This window comes from Paraburkholderia sp. A3BS-1L, from assembly GCF_051125215.1.
In the GTDB taxonomy this organism is placed as follows: domain Bacteria; phylum Pseudomonadota; class Gammaproteobacteria; order Burkholderiales; family Burkholderiaceae; genus Paraburkholderia.
In genome coordinates this window covers 859,323-873,091 of the sequence record NZ_CP120442.1, presented here as the reverse complement: position 1 = coordinate 873,091, position 13,769 = coordinate 859,323, and the positions used below count along the sequence as shown (strand labels likewise).

The 13,769-nt window shown below is 60.4% G+C and carries 11 protein-coding genes; 5 read left to right on the top strand and 6 right to left on the bottom strand.

Annotation, left to right across the window (positions count from 1 at the left end):
- The first annotated feature begins 10 nt into the window (after positions 1 to 10).
- Both P5W99_RS03900 and P5W99_RS03895 read left to right on the top strand, forming a co-directional pair.
- A complete protein-coding gene (locus P5W99_RS03900) occupies positions 11 to 1,102 on the top strand; it encodes a glycosyltransferase family 2 protein (protein WP_434661934.1) in 1,092 nt (363 codons plus the stop codon).
- A gap of 269 nt (positions 1,103 to 1,371) precedes the next feature.
- Positions 1,372 to 2,490: an acyltransferase family protein gene (locus P5W99_RS03895; protein ID WP_434661933.1), complete on the top strand. Its 1,119-nt coding sequence runs from the start codon at positions 1,372 to 1,374 to the stop codon at positions 2,488 to 2,490.
- 112 nt (positions 2,491 to 2,602) lie between these two features.
- Here P5W99_RS03895 and P5W99_RS03890 read toward each other — a convergent pair whose 3' ends face one another.
- The 6 genes from P5W99_RS03890 to P5W99_RS03865 all read right to left on the bottom strand — a co-directional run bounded on the left by P5W99_RS03890 (position 2,603) and on the right by P5W99_RS03865 (position 9,933).
- Positions 2,603 to 3,880: a glycosyltransferase family 87 protein gene (locus P5W99_RS03890; protein ID WP_434661932.1), complete on the bottom strand. Its 1,278-nt coding sequence runs from the start codon at positions 3,878 to 3,880 to the stop codon at positions 2,603 to 2,605.
- Between the two features lie 2 nt (positions 3,881 to 3,882).
- Positions 3,883 to 4,242, bottom strand: a complete 360-nt coding sequence (locus tag P5W99_RS03885) for a GtrA family protein (RefSeq protein WP_213297096.1) — start codon at positions 4,240 to 4,242, stop codon at positions 3,883 to 3,885.
- Between the two features lie 296 nt (positions 4,243 to 4,538).
- Entirely contained in the window at positions 4,539 to 5,651 is a 1,113-nt protein-coding gene (locus P5W99_RS03880) for an acyltransferase family protein (protein WP_434661930.1), read from the bottom strand.
- 147 nt (positions 5,652 to 5,798) lie between these two features.
- The gene (locus P5W99_RS03875) at positions 5,799 to 6,887 is read right to left on the bottom strand and encodes an acyltransferase family protein (protein ID WP_434661928.1); all 1,089 of its coding nucleotides are present in this window, start codon (positions 6,885 to 6,887) and stop codon (positions 5,799 to 5,801) included.
- Between the two features lie 126 nt (positions 6,888 to 7,013).
- On the bottom strand, positions 7,014 to 8,267 hold the full coding sequence (locus P5W99_RS03870; RefSeq protein ID WP_434661926.1) for a glycosyltransferase family 87 protein: 1,254 nt from the start codon (positions 8,265 to 8,267) through the stop codon (positions 7,014 to 7,016).
- A gap of 271 nt (positions 8,268 to 8,538) precedes the next feature.
- A complete protein-coding gene (locus P5W99_RS03865; RefSeq protein WP_434661924.1) occupies positions 8,539 to 9,933 on the bottom strand; it encodes a phosphomannomutase/phosphoglucomutase in 1,395 nt (464 codons plus the stop codon).
- Positions 9,934 to 10,283: 350 nt separating this feature from the next.
- Between P5W99_RS03865 and P5W99_RS03860 the strand changes: the two genes are divergently transcribed.
- The 3 genes from P5W99_RS03860 (at position 10,284) to P5W99_RS03850 (ending at position 13,712) form a co-directional block, all read left to right on the top strand.
- Complete coding sequence (locus P5W99_RS03860; RefSeq protein ID WP_434661922.1) at positions 10,284 to 11,546, top strand: oligosaccharide flippase family protein; 1,263 nt, start codon at positions 10,284 to 10,286, stop codon at positions 11,544 to 11,546.
- A complete protein-coding gene (locus tag P5W99_RS03855; protein WP_434661921.1) occupies positions 11,543 to 12,394 on the top strand; it encodes a glycosyltransferase in 852 nt (283 codons plus the stop codon). Before P5W99_RS03860 ends, P5W99_RS03855 begins: the two co-directional genes overlap by 4 nt.
- A gap of 586 nt (positions 12,395 to 12,980) precedes the next feature.
- Positions 12,981 to 13,712, top strand: a complete 732-nt coding sequence (locus P5W99_RS03850) for a Crp/Fnr family transcriptional regulator (RefSeq protein WP_421044286.1) — start codon at positions 12,981 to 12,983, stop codon at positions 13,710 to 13,712.
- Positions 13,713 to 13,769 lie beyond the last annotated feature (57 nt).

The following is a 13,769-nucleotide window of genomic DNA, read 5'->3' as shown; positions in this document are numbered from 1 at the left end:
AGTCAACGTCATGAACAGGCCTATCGCAGAGGAAACGCGCCGCGCCAGATCCGCGTTCTCGAACCCTCTCGTCTCCATCGTTGCCCCGTTCTACAACGAGGAAGACGGTGTCGAGGCATTTTTCACGCAAATCATCGCGACGCTGGAGTCGGTCGAATCGATCCGCTTCGAGATTGTCTGCGTGAACGACGGCAGCCGCGATGCCACGCTTGACAGACTGGTCCACGTGAGCCAGCGCGACAGGCGCGTGCGGATCATCGATCTCTCGCGCAACTTCGGCAAGGAGGCGGCGCTCACAGCGGGCCTCGACGAAGCAGCAGGCGATGCTGTTATCGTCATCGATGCGGACTTGCAGGATCCGCCTTCGTTGATCCCCCAGATGATCGAGCGTTGGCGCGAAGGCGCCGAAGTCGTGCTCGCCCGACGCGCGAACCGCGCCTGCGATTCCTTCCTCAAACGCACGACCGCGGCGTTGTTCTATCGCGTTCACAACGCACTCTCGGAACTCAAGATTCCCGAGAACGTTGGAGACTTCAGGCTGATGGATCGCCAGGTGGTGAATGCACTGCGCAGCCTTCCGGAGCGTCATCGGTTCATGAAGGGGCTGTTCGCGTGGGTCGGGTTTAATTCGGTGACCATCGACTATGAACGCACGCCACGCACCGCAGGTAAAACCAAGTTCTCGGGATGGCGCCTGTGGAATTTCGCGCTGGAAGGCATTACGAGCTTCAGCACCGTGCCTTTGCGCAGCTGGACGTATATTGGCTGCGCGATAGCAGCACTGGCGTTTTGCTACGGCGGTTTTATGGTCGCTCGCACGTTGCTGTTCGGCAATCCGGTCCCCGGTTACGCTTCCCTGATCTCCGTCGTGCTGTTCATGAGCGGCATTCAGTTGACCGGCATCGGTGTCATTGGCGAATACATCGGGCGCATTTACGACGAGTCGAAAGAGCGGCCCATCTACCTCGTGCGCCGGCGCTACGAGTCGCGTAGCAAGATCAGCACCTTGCCAGTCGAACGTGCAGAAGTCCATTCCAGAGGCGCGGCGCTGGAGCTGGTTCGCGGACGCAGTGCGTCGCAGGTCCGGGCAGCTGGCCGGTGATCATGCGTCGAGCGGGGGGCGCTGTCGACGGGGACGGCCTGGCGACGCGTGTCGTATCGGAGTTCAACCGTGCGGCTGTTGCGGCAGGACAGAAAACGTGGCTGCCCCGCGAGCGCCATTGCCCTGTGTAGCGCGGCATTGTTTATTCTGCAGGTCACTCTGATCGGAATCTCGGCAGCGGCCTATTCTCATGCATGCGTTGTGCGACCACGCAGGGCATACAGCGCGCATCCTTGAAAGCTCCCACAGTAAAAAGAGCGGAGGGCGGCTTGAAAACTACAAATCGGAGCCTCGAAGGCCTGCGGGGCGCCGCTGCACTGCTCGTCGTATTCTTCCACATCGGACTTTTTTCGCCCTTCTCAACAATCACCCGCAACGGTTACCTCGCGGTTGACCTCTTCTTTGTGCTGAGCGGGTTTGTGATCTGCTCTGCCTATGCAGACCGGCTGAAAACAAGGCATGACGTATGGCGCTTCGTCGTGCGCCGCAGCGGGCGATTGTGGCCGCTACATATTGTTTCCGCCATTCTCGCTTGCGCATTCTTAGGCATGATTTTCGCACTCGGTGGCAGGCCCCCCCATATGCCAACAGGCGGGGAAACGATGGCGATCGTAACCATGACCCAGGGACTGGCTTTTCCCGATCGCGATATTGGCAATCTGGTTGCCTGGAGCACGGGCGATGAGTTCTACGTTTATCTGCTCTTCGCGGTAATCTGTCTGCGCATGCGACGCTGGCGTCCAATAATATTCGCTGTCACTGCTGCCACAGGATTTGCCCTTGTCCTTTACGTCGACGCAGGAACTTGCGTTTCGATCCAACACTGCATGGATCTGCATTCCTCCTTCGGCTGGGCACGATGCCTTGCAGGATTCTTTGTCGGTGCGCTGCTTGCTCTCTCGCGAACCAAACTCCGGTGGTTTGACACGCCAGCCGTCCAGATCGCTCTGGCCATTGGCAGCTTTGTGTTCCTCGCTAGCACGTCTGAATTTCCTCTCGCAGCCTTCGCGGCGCCCCTCGTGTTCGCTGCACTTATCGCGTCGCTCGTTAGCGACCGCGGGCCACTGGCAACCATTCTCCAAACTCGCCCCATGCAGTATCTCGGGAGAATTTCCTACGCCTTGTATCTAGGTCATGGCGTAATTGTGCTTCCGTTTGCCTCATGGCTGAAACAAAGCAAGTACGCAGTTGATTATCAATTGATTGCTATTGCCGTACTCGTCTTCATGTCATTTGCGCTTGCCCATCTCTTGCACCGGTATATCGAAGTCCCTTGCCGCGACCGCATCTACGCATGGTCCGACGTGCGTATCGGCCATGACAGGACCAGGCTATCGCGGGATTGCCCCGAAGATTGCGGCCGTGATCCTGATAAATCAATCGGATAAAGTAACGGCGTAATCGAGGCCGACTGGTTGGATTGCGCTCTGAACTGTACCGCAGAAAAGAGGGAAACGTAGCCGGGAGCCCGATTGCCGTAGAGCAACTGATAAGCGAGGCTCAGCGAGAGTGGCTGCGCTCTCCTGCCGCAACCGCGCAGGCACACATGTTAGCGTTTACGGCTCGTTGGCCCATATAGCGCCGCATCACTACCAGCAGCAGTGCAAAAACGATGAACGGCACATAAGCGCCGGCCGCCCAACTTCCGGGTGTATAAGAGACGACCGGTGACAACCACGCACTCACCATCGCGACGGCATCGCCCCGAATCCAGCCGTTGCGGGTGCCGTCTCGCACGAGCCACAAAATCGGCAAACCCAGCAATAGCAAGTCGTAGGGCATCAGATAAGTTGGGACCAACAGCGTCGCGAGCACGAGCGCCGACGCCCGCAACTCGAAACTCGCGCGCGTGGCCCACAGCCAGGCAACGGCACTAGCAGCCAGCGCAGCCATGATCGCGTGAAGCAGATACGCGGTTGGTACAGCCACGCCGAAATGACGTGCCGTGCCGAACACCGTCAAAATCCCGCGCGGCCAGCGATCCGAATACTGAACGACGAAGTGGTTAAAGGCGGGGAGCGCCTCGGCGAATCGAGCGAACGTACTGAACCCAAGCACAAGCCCCGAGAGTGCGCAAAACACGCCTACGCTCAGCGCCGCCGATATGAATGCGCGCCAATTCCTGCTGAACAGCAGCGCAACGGGGATCATGAGTCCGAGTTGCGGCTTGATAGCAAGCAGGCCGAATAAAACTCCTCCGAGCCATGGCCGCCTCTCTAGACAGACGAGGCCGAGTCCCATTAGTGCAAACGTCAGAAACGAGTTCTGCCCAGCGCCTACCGTCACCCAGATTGCGGGAAACGCGATGACCGGCAGCCACCAGGACAGGTCCCGTACTGGCGGCAGAATGCGTGCGCACGCCTTGAACGCGAAGGCAATCCCGGCCAGGAGGTACGCGATGCACGATACCTGGAACGGCAACAGCGCTGCCGGAAGCATGACAAGCAGGAACGTTGGCGGATAGGTCCACGGGGTGACAAACGGCGACGGCAGCATGTTTTGAAGTGGCAGGGCGATCGGCTCGATCAGAGCGGTGTCGAACGCATTGACTGCCGGACCGTGCAACGCGAGCCAGGAGGCGCTCCAGAATACGGCGAAATCCCAGCCAGGCGGACTGATGTTGGGCACCGGGTCGATCGCCCCAAGCCATATCCGCAGAGAAAAGTAACCGATATTGACTAGTAGCACGAACGCCGCATAGGCGCGGATACGTTGCGCATCGAGCCAGCGGGGTGGTCGATTCAACGCCCCGGAGGCGGATTGAACGGGATCGTGCATGGTCAGGCTGCCTGATAGGTCCATCGTGCATGCAAAACGTAGGATAGCGCAGGAATGCAGATGACAACAGCGAAGGTAGGCAGCCAGATCGTCTGCCGCCCGCACAGCAACGGAATCAGCGCAGCGGCCAGAAAACCCGCGATCGAGACCGTGGCAAAGCGCAGGAAACGCGCGACGGTCGGACGCGAGGAAAAGCTCCACAGCGTCTGCAGCAAAAAAGAGACGATGTTGGCGACAACGAACGCCGCAACGTTAGCGACGGTGGAGTCACGAACCAGCCAGCTGAACACCGACCAGGCGACTGAGACATGAACGCCGGTCGCAATGACCCCCGAAATTCCAAACCTGATGATCCGCGGCATCCCCCGTCGCTCCTTGAAATGCGCGACGCTTGGGCCGGCAGGTCATGGCGCCCTACCCTTTAGTCAGGTGGCGCGCCTCGTGCCGGTCGTGCCTCGCGATAGCTTGTATCTCGAGTATGAGGGATTCGCGAGCCGCGCAGCAGCTGGAATAACTGCTGGATCGTTCGCGAACCCACACACTGCAGTCAAATCAGCCATGTGCGGGTTCGCCATCCACGTGCCGTCCCTCCTGACATGCGTTTGCAAAAGTGTCCGAATTTATGTCGATATCGGAACCCAAGATCAGGGTCATCCGATCAATTTTCGATACTACGGCCATAGTCGTCGGAGCAATTACGCAAAAGCGGTGCTGCGTTCTCATGCGTGCGAGAGTCCGCCCATGCATAAATCCGGTCACGAAAGGGGATTTCTACGTACTTGTGCATAAAGTGGGTCAGTGTTAACGACGCGAACAAGAACGCCACCGCGCCAGTAAGCTGATAGCCAATTCTATAGTTGCCATGCAAAAGCCATTCCGTGAGCGGCATGACGAATACGGCATGACTGAGATACATGGCGTAGGAAGTCCTGCCGAGATATTGCATGGGGCGCGCTTGCAGGAGCGTCGCCAGTGGTCCGTTGTCGGAAATGAGAGCCGCAATGAGCGTGCCGAACACTAGAGGTGCCGTAAAAGCCAACAGCGGAATCGCGTATGCACCCATCATGAGCGCAGGAGTGCAGATTGCCACTGCCAGCTGAATCTTCGGTGTACATGGCGACCGGAGGCGCTCCCTTGAAAAAGCAATCAATACGCCGATAAAGAAACCGCAAATGCATCGTGCCCATCCAAAGTTGGAAGCCAGATCCATGCAGTGGCGGTTAGATACGCATGTACCGGCGTCGACAAATATGGCGATGGCAAGGCCGATAGCTGCAAAAGCAAATGCAAAAGCAATCTGCACGTGGCGGCGTGCAACCAGGCTGATGGCAGCGAACAGGAGATAGACGTAAAACTCGTCGCTGGTACTCCATGCGTTCGGGTTGCCGAACGAGTGGATGACGATACTCAGACCCTGAGTCATTGTGACAATTGACAGAGCTTCCGCGCCCGTCGGTGCGAATACGCCGCTGTGGGTGAGGATCAGCGGCAATCCGCCGATCACATAAAAGAGGACTGCGGTAGAGATATGCAACGGCCACAGCCGCCCGAAGCGGCGCACGACGAAGCGCCACACGTCGTACCCCGACTCCAAGCGCTCCCCGTATGCTGAACAGATGACGAATCCGCTTAGCACGAAAAAAAGATCGACCGCGAGATAGCCGTTTCGAATGACACCGGGGACGTGTGACACCTGGCCCAGATGAAAGAGCACGACGAGCAACGCTGCTGCTCCGCGCAGGCCTTCGAGGCTTCGATTTGTTCTATGCACGTTGGTCTCCGGCTGCGGGCGGTTTCCTCACGCATGAATTCTGGGACTTCCCCCGGAAACCGAATGTGTGACAGCGTACAACTGAATCGCAGTGAATTACCAACCGACGATCGCGCGGTAAAACTATGCCTGGAAGAACGAGATTAGTCATTCATTCGCTGCCAGCCCGGTCTCGTTTCGGCCCCGGATGGCAGGCATTCTCTCCGCAAAAGCGTAGATCTGCTCCCGTAGTGGAATCTCAATGTATCGATGCAAGAAATGTGCGAGCGCAAAGGAGGCGAATAAGAAGCCTGCACAGCAGCCTGCCCGCCATGCCAATTGGTGCCCTGGAACGTCGACCAGGTTTATAAAGTAAACCAGGAAGACGGCATGGCTCAGATACAGTGCATAAGATACCTCTCCAAGGTATTGCAGCGGTCGCTTGCGCAGCAGGCCGGCTACGGGCCCACTATCTCGCGCTAACGAGGCGACGAGCAGGCCGAAGACAACCGGCGCCCCGAAGGCCAATGGCGGGACAACGGCTGCAATCTGAAGCAGCACCAGAGCACCAACCGCAGCGATCACCTGGCATTTTTGCGACGCCACGAAATGTAGGGCGTTGCCGTGCCGAGCCACAACTGCGCCAAGGAAAAAGCCAGCCAGGCAGCGCGCCCAGCCGAAAGAGTAGGTCATGTCATAGCAAGCGCCATGTGTAAAGCAATAATCGGCGTTGATCCGGAAGGCTATCAGGGCGCCTATGATCGCGAAGGCAGCAAACAGCACGAACGCCCGCACGCGCAGTGCAATGCATGTCACCGCGAAAACAACGTAAACGTAAAGCTCGTCCCCTGCGCTCCAGCTGACACTGTTCCCGATGTTGTGGTCAAAAAGATTGAACCCGTTTGTCATCGTGAGCAGCGAAACGAATTCCGCTAGCGTAGGTACCACAACTGGTTGATGGGACATGACTGCGTGCAAGGAGAGCAAGCCATAGAAGAGCACGGATGAGAGAACGTGCAGCGGCCAGAGCCGTCCAATGCGACGAACCACGAAGCGGAAGACCTCGCGGCTGTTCGTCACGCGAGATGCATAGGCAGAACAGATCACATACCCGCTTAGGACGAAGAAGAGGTCGACGCAGAGATATCCATTCTGAACGACTCCAGAGTAGGCGGACAGTATCTTCATGTGAAAAAGCACGACCAGGAGCGCCGCCGTACCGCGCAGGCCTTCGAGGCTTCGGTTCGTTGTATGCAAGTTGCCCTCCCGTCAGACGGTTTCCTCATACATGGAATTCTGGGCTTCCCTCCAGGGCGTCACGTTCAAGGCACCGACACCCACCCCGGGCAAACCGTGAATCGCTTGCAGTGCGGCAACTCTGTATTACGACGCGGTGTGGGTAATGCAGGCGTGCTGACGTGACTGCACGCGGATTTCTTGAAGGAATCGCCGGGCGACGACTGTCATCAAGACGACCAGCAGGACCACGGCCCACCGGCTCTTGAAAGGCGTGAACCACGTAATCAGTGACGCAAGAGGGGCGATCCATGCGAGCACCGCAACGACATATTCCACGCGAGCGGGCCGAGGTGAATTCCGAAGATCATCAGCTAGATAAAGAATGGCTAACAGGAGCCATGCCAGATCGTAGTACAGCAAATAAATCGGCATCAACAATGCGGTCGTAACGGCAGCCGCCTTTGCCTGCGATGAGTGGGGCTTGCGCAGCCATATCGAGATCGTGAACAGCAACGAACCCAAGGCAACCAAGGCGTGAAGCGCGTACGCGACGCCGATGCTGGCCCCTGAATGACGCGCAATCGCGAAGACCGTAGGCATGGCGTCCCACAGATTGGCATAGTTATTTTTAACTGCGGAGTTGAACCATGCGGCCATCTCGAAGAAGCGAAGCCAGAGAGGCATACCGAAAACGATTCTACTCACAAGGCAAAGAAGTGCTGCCGTCACTCCGGCTGCAAAAAACGCCTTGAAGTTCCGGCTGAACAGGAAAAGCAGAGGAAATATAGGCGCGAGCTGCGGCTTGATGACAAGAAGTCCAGCACACACACCGGCTGCAACGGGCCGTTTCTCGAGTAACCCCAGCGCGCCGGCGGCGAGCGCGAGCGTGATCAGTGAATTCTGACCATGAATGGTGGCGACCCAAATGCCGGGAAATGCGATGACGGCCGCCCATGGCAGCGGCCGGGATTTCATCGTTGGTGCGCATGCCAACAGACAGCACGCGATGCTGGCGCAGCAGAACAACGCGTACGCGGCAGGGTAAGGAAGTATCGCGAGCGGATAGATAAGCAGCTGAAACGGAGGGGGATAAACCCAGAGAGCACACGGGCTTTCCATTCCGGTGCCCTGAAGCAAGGTGTTTTCGACTGCATGCAGGAGGTCTGGATTGAATGCAGCAATGGCCCCTTGATGTATGGAAATATAGGAGGCGCTCCAGAATACGCGGAAGTCGAGACCGGGAGGCGGCACGTTGCGGCGGTGCAAGAGCCAGCACGATGCGACCCAGACCCCGATCACCACGAGTTGCCCGACAAGCAATGCGCTGCTGTACACCGCGATTCTTTCTCGCGTGAAGAAAGCAGATTGCTGGACCTCCCGGCTAACAATGGCTTTCAAGAGGCCCCCGATCGGTATGTTATGAGTGGCGATTCACCCGTCGGGAGATTGTGTAGGGGGAAAACGAAATGAGGTGTGTGCCAGCGAACACCCGTATAGCAAGTTAGACGACCAGCCGTCCACGGGCGGGGTATTTCGGGGTCGTCGCAGGAGGCCCATGAGGAGCCAACCGTAGAAAAAAGCACGGCGCCGGGCGGTGAAACCGCGCGGCGCCGCGTCAGGCTCTACTTCGAATACAGCTTCAGGACAGCGTCAAACGCACACTGAAGCCTCAGAACGGCAGCTTCGCGTCCGGCTTTTCGGCCAGAATCACGCGCTTGAAGTCGGCCTGAATGCGCGCAAGCGCCGCATCGTTATCGGCCTCGAAGCGCATGACCACGACCGGCGTCGTGTTCGACGAACGCGCCAGGCCGAAGCCGTCCGGATACTCCACGCGCAGGCCGTCGATCGTGATGACGTCGTCGGCGCCCGTGAACTTCGCGTTCTGCTGGAGCTTCGCGATCAGCGCGAAGTTCTCGCCCTCTTCGAGCTTGAGCTGGAGCTCCGGCGTGGAGTGCGAATTCGGCAGGCCGTTGAGCAGCTTGCTCGGATCGGCCACGCGCGTCAGGATCTCGAGCAGGCGCGCGCCCGTGTACAGGCCATCGTCGAAACCGTACCAGCGGTCCTTGAAGAACACGTGGCCGCTCATTTCGCCGGCCAGCGGCGCGCCGGTCTCGCGCAGCTTCGCCTTCACGAGCGAGTGGCCCGTCTTCCACATGAGCGGCTCGCCGCCCTTCTCCTTCACCCACTTCGCGAGATTGCGCGTGCACTTCACGTCGTAAATGATCTGCTTGCCCGGATTGCGCGAGAGCACTTCCTCGGCGAACAGCATGAGCTGGCGATCCGGATAGATGATCTCGCCGTCCTTCGTCACCACGCCGAGACGGTCGCCGTCGCCGTCGAACGCGAAGCCCACTTCGGCGTCGGTTTCCTTGAGCGCGCGAATCACGTCCTGCAGGTTCTCGGGGTGCGCCGGGTCCGGATGATGGTTCGGGAAGGTGCCGTCCACTTCGGTGAAAAGCTCGACCAGCTCGCAGCCGAGTGCCTTGAACAGGCGCGGCGCGAGCGCTCCCGCTACGCCATTGCCGGTATCCACGACGATCTTCATCGGGCGCGCGAGCTTCACGTCGCCCACGATGCGCGCGATGTACTCATCGGCGATGTCGTAGTCGGCATAGGTGCCCGAACCCGCCTCGAAACGCTTGTCTACGATGCGCTGATAGAGCGCCTGGATCTGCTCGCCATAGATGGCCTTGCCGCGCAGGACCATCTTGAAGCCGTTGTAGTCGGGCGGATTGTGGCTGCCCGTGACCACGATGCACGAGTCGATGCTGCGCTCGCCCGAGGCGAGCTTGAGCGGCACGCTGGCCGCGAAATAGCCGACCGGCGTGGGCACCATGCCCACGTTGACGACATCCACGCCCGCGGCGCGCAGGCCATCGGCCAGCGCCGCCGAGAGATCCGGCCCCGAAAGACGGCCGTCCCGCGCGATCACCACCGCATCGCCGCCCTGCGCACGCACCTCGCTGCCGAACGCCCGACCGATCGCGCGTGCGGTGTCGGTGTCGAGCGTCTTGCCGATCACGCCACGGATGTCATAGGCCTTGAAAATCGATTGAGAAATCATAGTGAGGCTCACAGTGCGATAGAAAGTCGGAGTGTATTCGTAACATGGTTCAGCCGACTGGCGGGGCCAGTGGTTACGAAAAGTCGGAATCGTTACAACTATAATTGCCGTTTTTTGGCGTCGGCCGTTGCCCGGCCGAGGCTCTTGTTGGTTACCTGTGGGTTACCTGTCGGTCATTCTGCTGATTACGCACCTATTTTAATGCCTCGCTGTTTCCTTCAGACGACAAAAGCCGCGCCGGGCCCGTCAGGGCTGGACCTGGCCGCATGCCCTTGCACGCGGCGTGCCCGCCTCAACGCAGGCGCTACAGGCACCACGGGCACCACAGGCACCACGGGTGCGTTCCGCCGATGCTGACCCTCAAACGCTACGCGAACCCCGACGTCATGCGCGCGGTCGCCAACATCGTGTGGCTCGGACTCGAGCGCGTCACGCAGATCGCCGTGGCCATCGTCATCAGCGGCGTGCTCGCGCGCTATTTCGGGCCGGATGTATTCGGCAAATGGCAATACGCCAACACGCTGCTGCTCGTGCTCGCGCCCATCACCTGGGTCTGCGGCGCCGAAATTCTCGTGCCGACCATCGTGAACAAACCTCGCGAGGAACTGGGCACGGTGCTCGGCAGCGCCTTCGCGCTGCGCATCGGCGTCTCGGCGGCGGCGCTCGTCGTCACCTGGGGCGGCATCGCGCTGGGCGTGACCGACCCGCTCGTCGGCGCGATGCTGGCCGGGCTCGCCGTCACGATGCTGTTTCGCGAGCCGTTCGTCGGCGTGATCAACGCCTGGCTGCAGAGCATGACGTACAGCAAGCCGCAGTTGCTCGCGAGCATGAGCACGGCCGTGGTCAAGGCACTGCTCGTGTTCCTGCTCGCGCGCGCGGCCTTCGCGCCCGCCAGCTTCGGCTGGCTCTGGGCGCTCGAGTCGGCGGCCATCGGCGCGGCGCTCGTGCTCTATTATCGGCGCCAGCACGGCGGCAAGCTCGGCTGGCACGTGGACCGCGCGCTCCTCAAGCATTTCGCGACCGCGGGCACCGTGTTCTGGCTCGGGCTCATCTGCATGTACCTGTTCCTGAAGCTCGACCGGCTCATGCTCGAGCGCACCATCTCGTTCGCCGATCTCGGCCGCTACTCCGCCGCGCAGCAGCTCAACGAAAACTGGATCACGCTCGCGCTCATGCTCTCGCAGACGATCGCACCCGCCTTCGTCTATCGCGTGCAGCAGACCGCGCAGCTGCGCCGCAACCTCGTGCGTCTCTTCGCGATGACCGCCGCGCTGATGGTTGCGGGCGCACTCGTGCTCGACGCGCTCGCGGGCTTCATCATCGGCCACGTGTTCGGGCCGGACTACGCGGGCGCTATCGGTATCTTCCGCTGGGCCGTGTGGCTTTCGCTGCCCGCGGGCGTCGAGGCGATCGGCAACCTCGTCGTGCTCAAATATCAGGCGAAGTTCGTGCTGCTCGCCAAATGGCTGCTCGCGCTCGCGGTGGCATTCGCCGTGAACCTCGTGGCGATCCCGCGCATGGGCGCCTACGGCGCGCTCGTCGGGCTCGCGTGCGGCTATCTCGCGGCGGCTTGCGTGAACTTCAATTACATCCGCTTCAAGTTGGCTTCATGACGAACTCCCCCGCTGCCGCGCCCGCCGATCGATGGAGCGGTACCCGCACCGGCGCACTCGCCGATGTGGCCGTGCTGATGCCCGCCTTCAACGGCCAGGCCGACGTCGAGCGCACGCTCGCCTCGTTCGAGGAAAATGCGCCGGTGTACGCGCTCATCGTCGACGACGGCAGTACGCCGCCGATCGTCGCGCCGAGCGTTCCGGGCATGCAAATCGACGTGCTGCGCATGCCGCAAAACGGCGGGATCGAGCGGGCACTCAAGGCTGGCGTGGAAGCGCTTGCGGCACGTGGCTTTCGCTACGCGGCGCGCATCGATTCGGGCGACCTCGCCGCGCCGCAGCGGCTTGCGAAGCAGCGCGCGCGTATGGAAGCGGAGCCCCGGCTTGCCGCGCTGGGGACGTGGACGCAGGTGGTGAACCGCGCAGGTGCCCCGCTCTTCATGCTGCGGCCCGCCGCCGATGCGCGCACGCTGCGTCGAACGCGCATGCTGCGCTCGCCGCTCGTGCATCCTTCGGTGATGCTGAGAATCGACGCGGTGTTGGCGGTCGGGAATTATCGCGTGCAGTATCCCGCCGCCGAGGACCTCGATTTGTTTTTGCGGCTGATGCAACGCTATGACTGCGCGAATCTGCCTGAGCTCGGACTTTATTACGAGCTCAACCAAGGCGGTATCAGCGCGACGAAGCGGCGGCGGCAGATTGTGTCCACGCTGCGTTTACAGGTGCGTTATCTGAACGTGCTGAATTGGCGCGACTGGGCGGGGATTGGGAAAAGCCTGCTGCATTTCGTGACGCCGTATGGCGCGTTGCAGAGGATGAAGCGAGCGGTGTTTGCGCGCGGAGCGTGACGCGCCTGCATGATCGTTGCGCGAACAACACCGCTCGATAGAAATACGGCCCTTTGCGCGAAGAATCGAAACGCGCATGTTTCAGGACTGAACGTTTCTATGCACCGCGCTCGCAGTGCGACGCAGCTGAATCAAATCCGAACGATTCCATGCACGCCCCGGCTATGCGGCCGGGGCTCCGGACGCGCGTGTTTCAGCAAGGAGTCATTTCCGCCCACTGCGCCGCAACGAAGAATAATCAAATCAATTCAATGAGTTGCACGTCAATCAAGTTCAGCCGGCGGCGCTGCTCAGATGACGCGTCGTACATATCTGAAACAAAAACGCGGGGGTACTCCGGCGAGTTCGCGCCGTAACGTTCTCGAACGCTCGCGCGCTCGCGGTTTGCAGCGCATTGGCACATACCGTGCTTGGCCGGATGAGCCGTGCCGCGTGACGCATACAACCGATATCGCGAACGCAGCGGGCCTACGGGGTCGGCAAGACGAGCCAGCAGTCGCTATGGGAAGCGACCAACAACAAGCGGTTCGGCGGCCGGAATGACAAAACACGAGGCGGGAAAAGCCGCTTCGCACGGGGACCAATCATGCTAGCCCTTCAATCGGATCTGCACGGCAACCACTTGCTCGGCGCATTGCCGTCACACGAATGGCACGCACTCGCACCGCACCTCGAACTCGTCCATCTACGTACCGAGCAATTGCTTTGCGATTCCGGGCAGCGCATTCACCACGCTTATTTTCCGACCACGGCAATCATCTCCATACTTTCGACGATGCAAGACGGCAGCTCGGTGGAAATCGCTGCGATCGGCCGCGAAGGCATGACCGGCGTGCCCGTGCTCACGGGCGGCGAAGCCATGCCCAATCGCGTGCAGGTGCAATGCACGGGCTTTGCGTATCGCATGAGTGCACAAGATCTCAGAGAACACTTCGCGCGCTCGGACTTCCTGCGCCGCCTCATGCTGCTCTATATGCACGTACTGCTCACGCAAGTGGCACAAACCGCGGCCTGTAACCGCCATCATTCGCTCAGCCAGCAACTCTGCCGCTGGCTGCTGATCGAAGTGGACCGCGTGGCTTCGAACGACCTGACGGTCACGCAGCAGCTCATCGCCGACATGCTTGGCGTGCGCCGCGAAGGCGTCACCGAAGCGGCCGGCAAGCTGCACAACGAAGGCCTGATCCATCACAGCCGCGGTCGCATCCGCGTGCTCGACCGCAAGGGTCTCGAAGCGCGGGCCTGCGAGTGCTACGGCCTCGTGCGCCGCGAGTTCGACCGACTCTTGCCACTCCTTCACGAAGAAAAGGTGGAGTGAAGCACTGCACACGAAAGCGGCATCGGTGCGACGAGCGATTGAACCGTCCCACCGCAA

What these genes read in the sequence shown, in the direction of transcription:
- P5W99_RS03890 (WP_434661932.1), bottom strand. Translation starts at nt 3,880, where the DNA reads ATGCACGATCCCGTTCAATCCGCCTCCGGGGCGTTGAATCGACCACCC.
- P5W99_RS03860 (WP_434661922.1), top strand. Translation starts at nt 10,284, where the DNA reads ATGCTGACCCTCAAACGCTACGCGAACCCCGACGTCATGCGCGCGGTC.
- P5W99_RS03865 (WP_434661924.1), bottom strand. Translation starts at nt 9,933, where the DNA reads ATGATTTCTCAATCGATTTTCAAGGCCTATGACATCCGTGGCGTGATC.
- P5W99_RS03885 (WP_213297096.1), bottom strand. Translation starts at nt 4,242, where the DNA reads ATGCCGCGGATCATCAGGTTTGGAATTTCGGGGGTCATTGCGACCGGC.
- P5W99_RS03855 (WP_434661921.1), top strand. Translation starts at nt 11,543, where the DNA reads ATGACGAACTCCCCCGCTGCCGCGCCCGCCGATCGATGGAGCGGTACC.
- P5W99_RS03850 (WP_421044286.1), top strand. Translation starts at nt 12,981, where the DNA reads ATGCTAGCCCTTCAATCGGATCTGCACGGCAACCACTTGCTCGGCGCA.
- P5W99_RS03900 (WP_434661934.1), top strand. Translation starts at nt 11, where the DNA reads ATGAACAGGCCTATCGCAGAGGAAACGCGCCGCGCCAGATCCGCGTTC.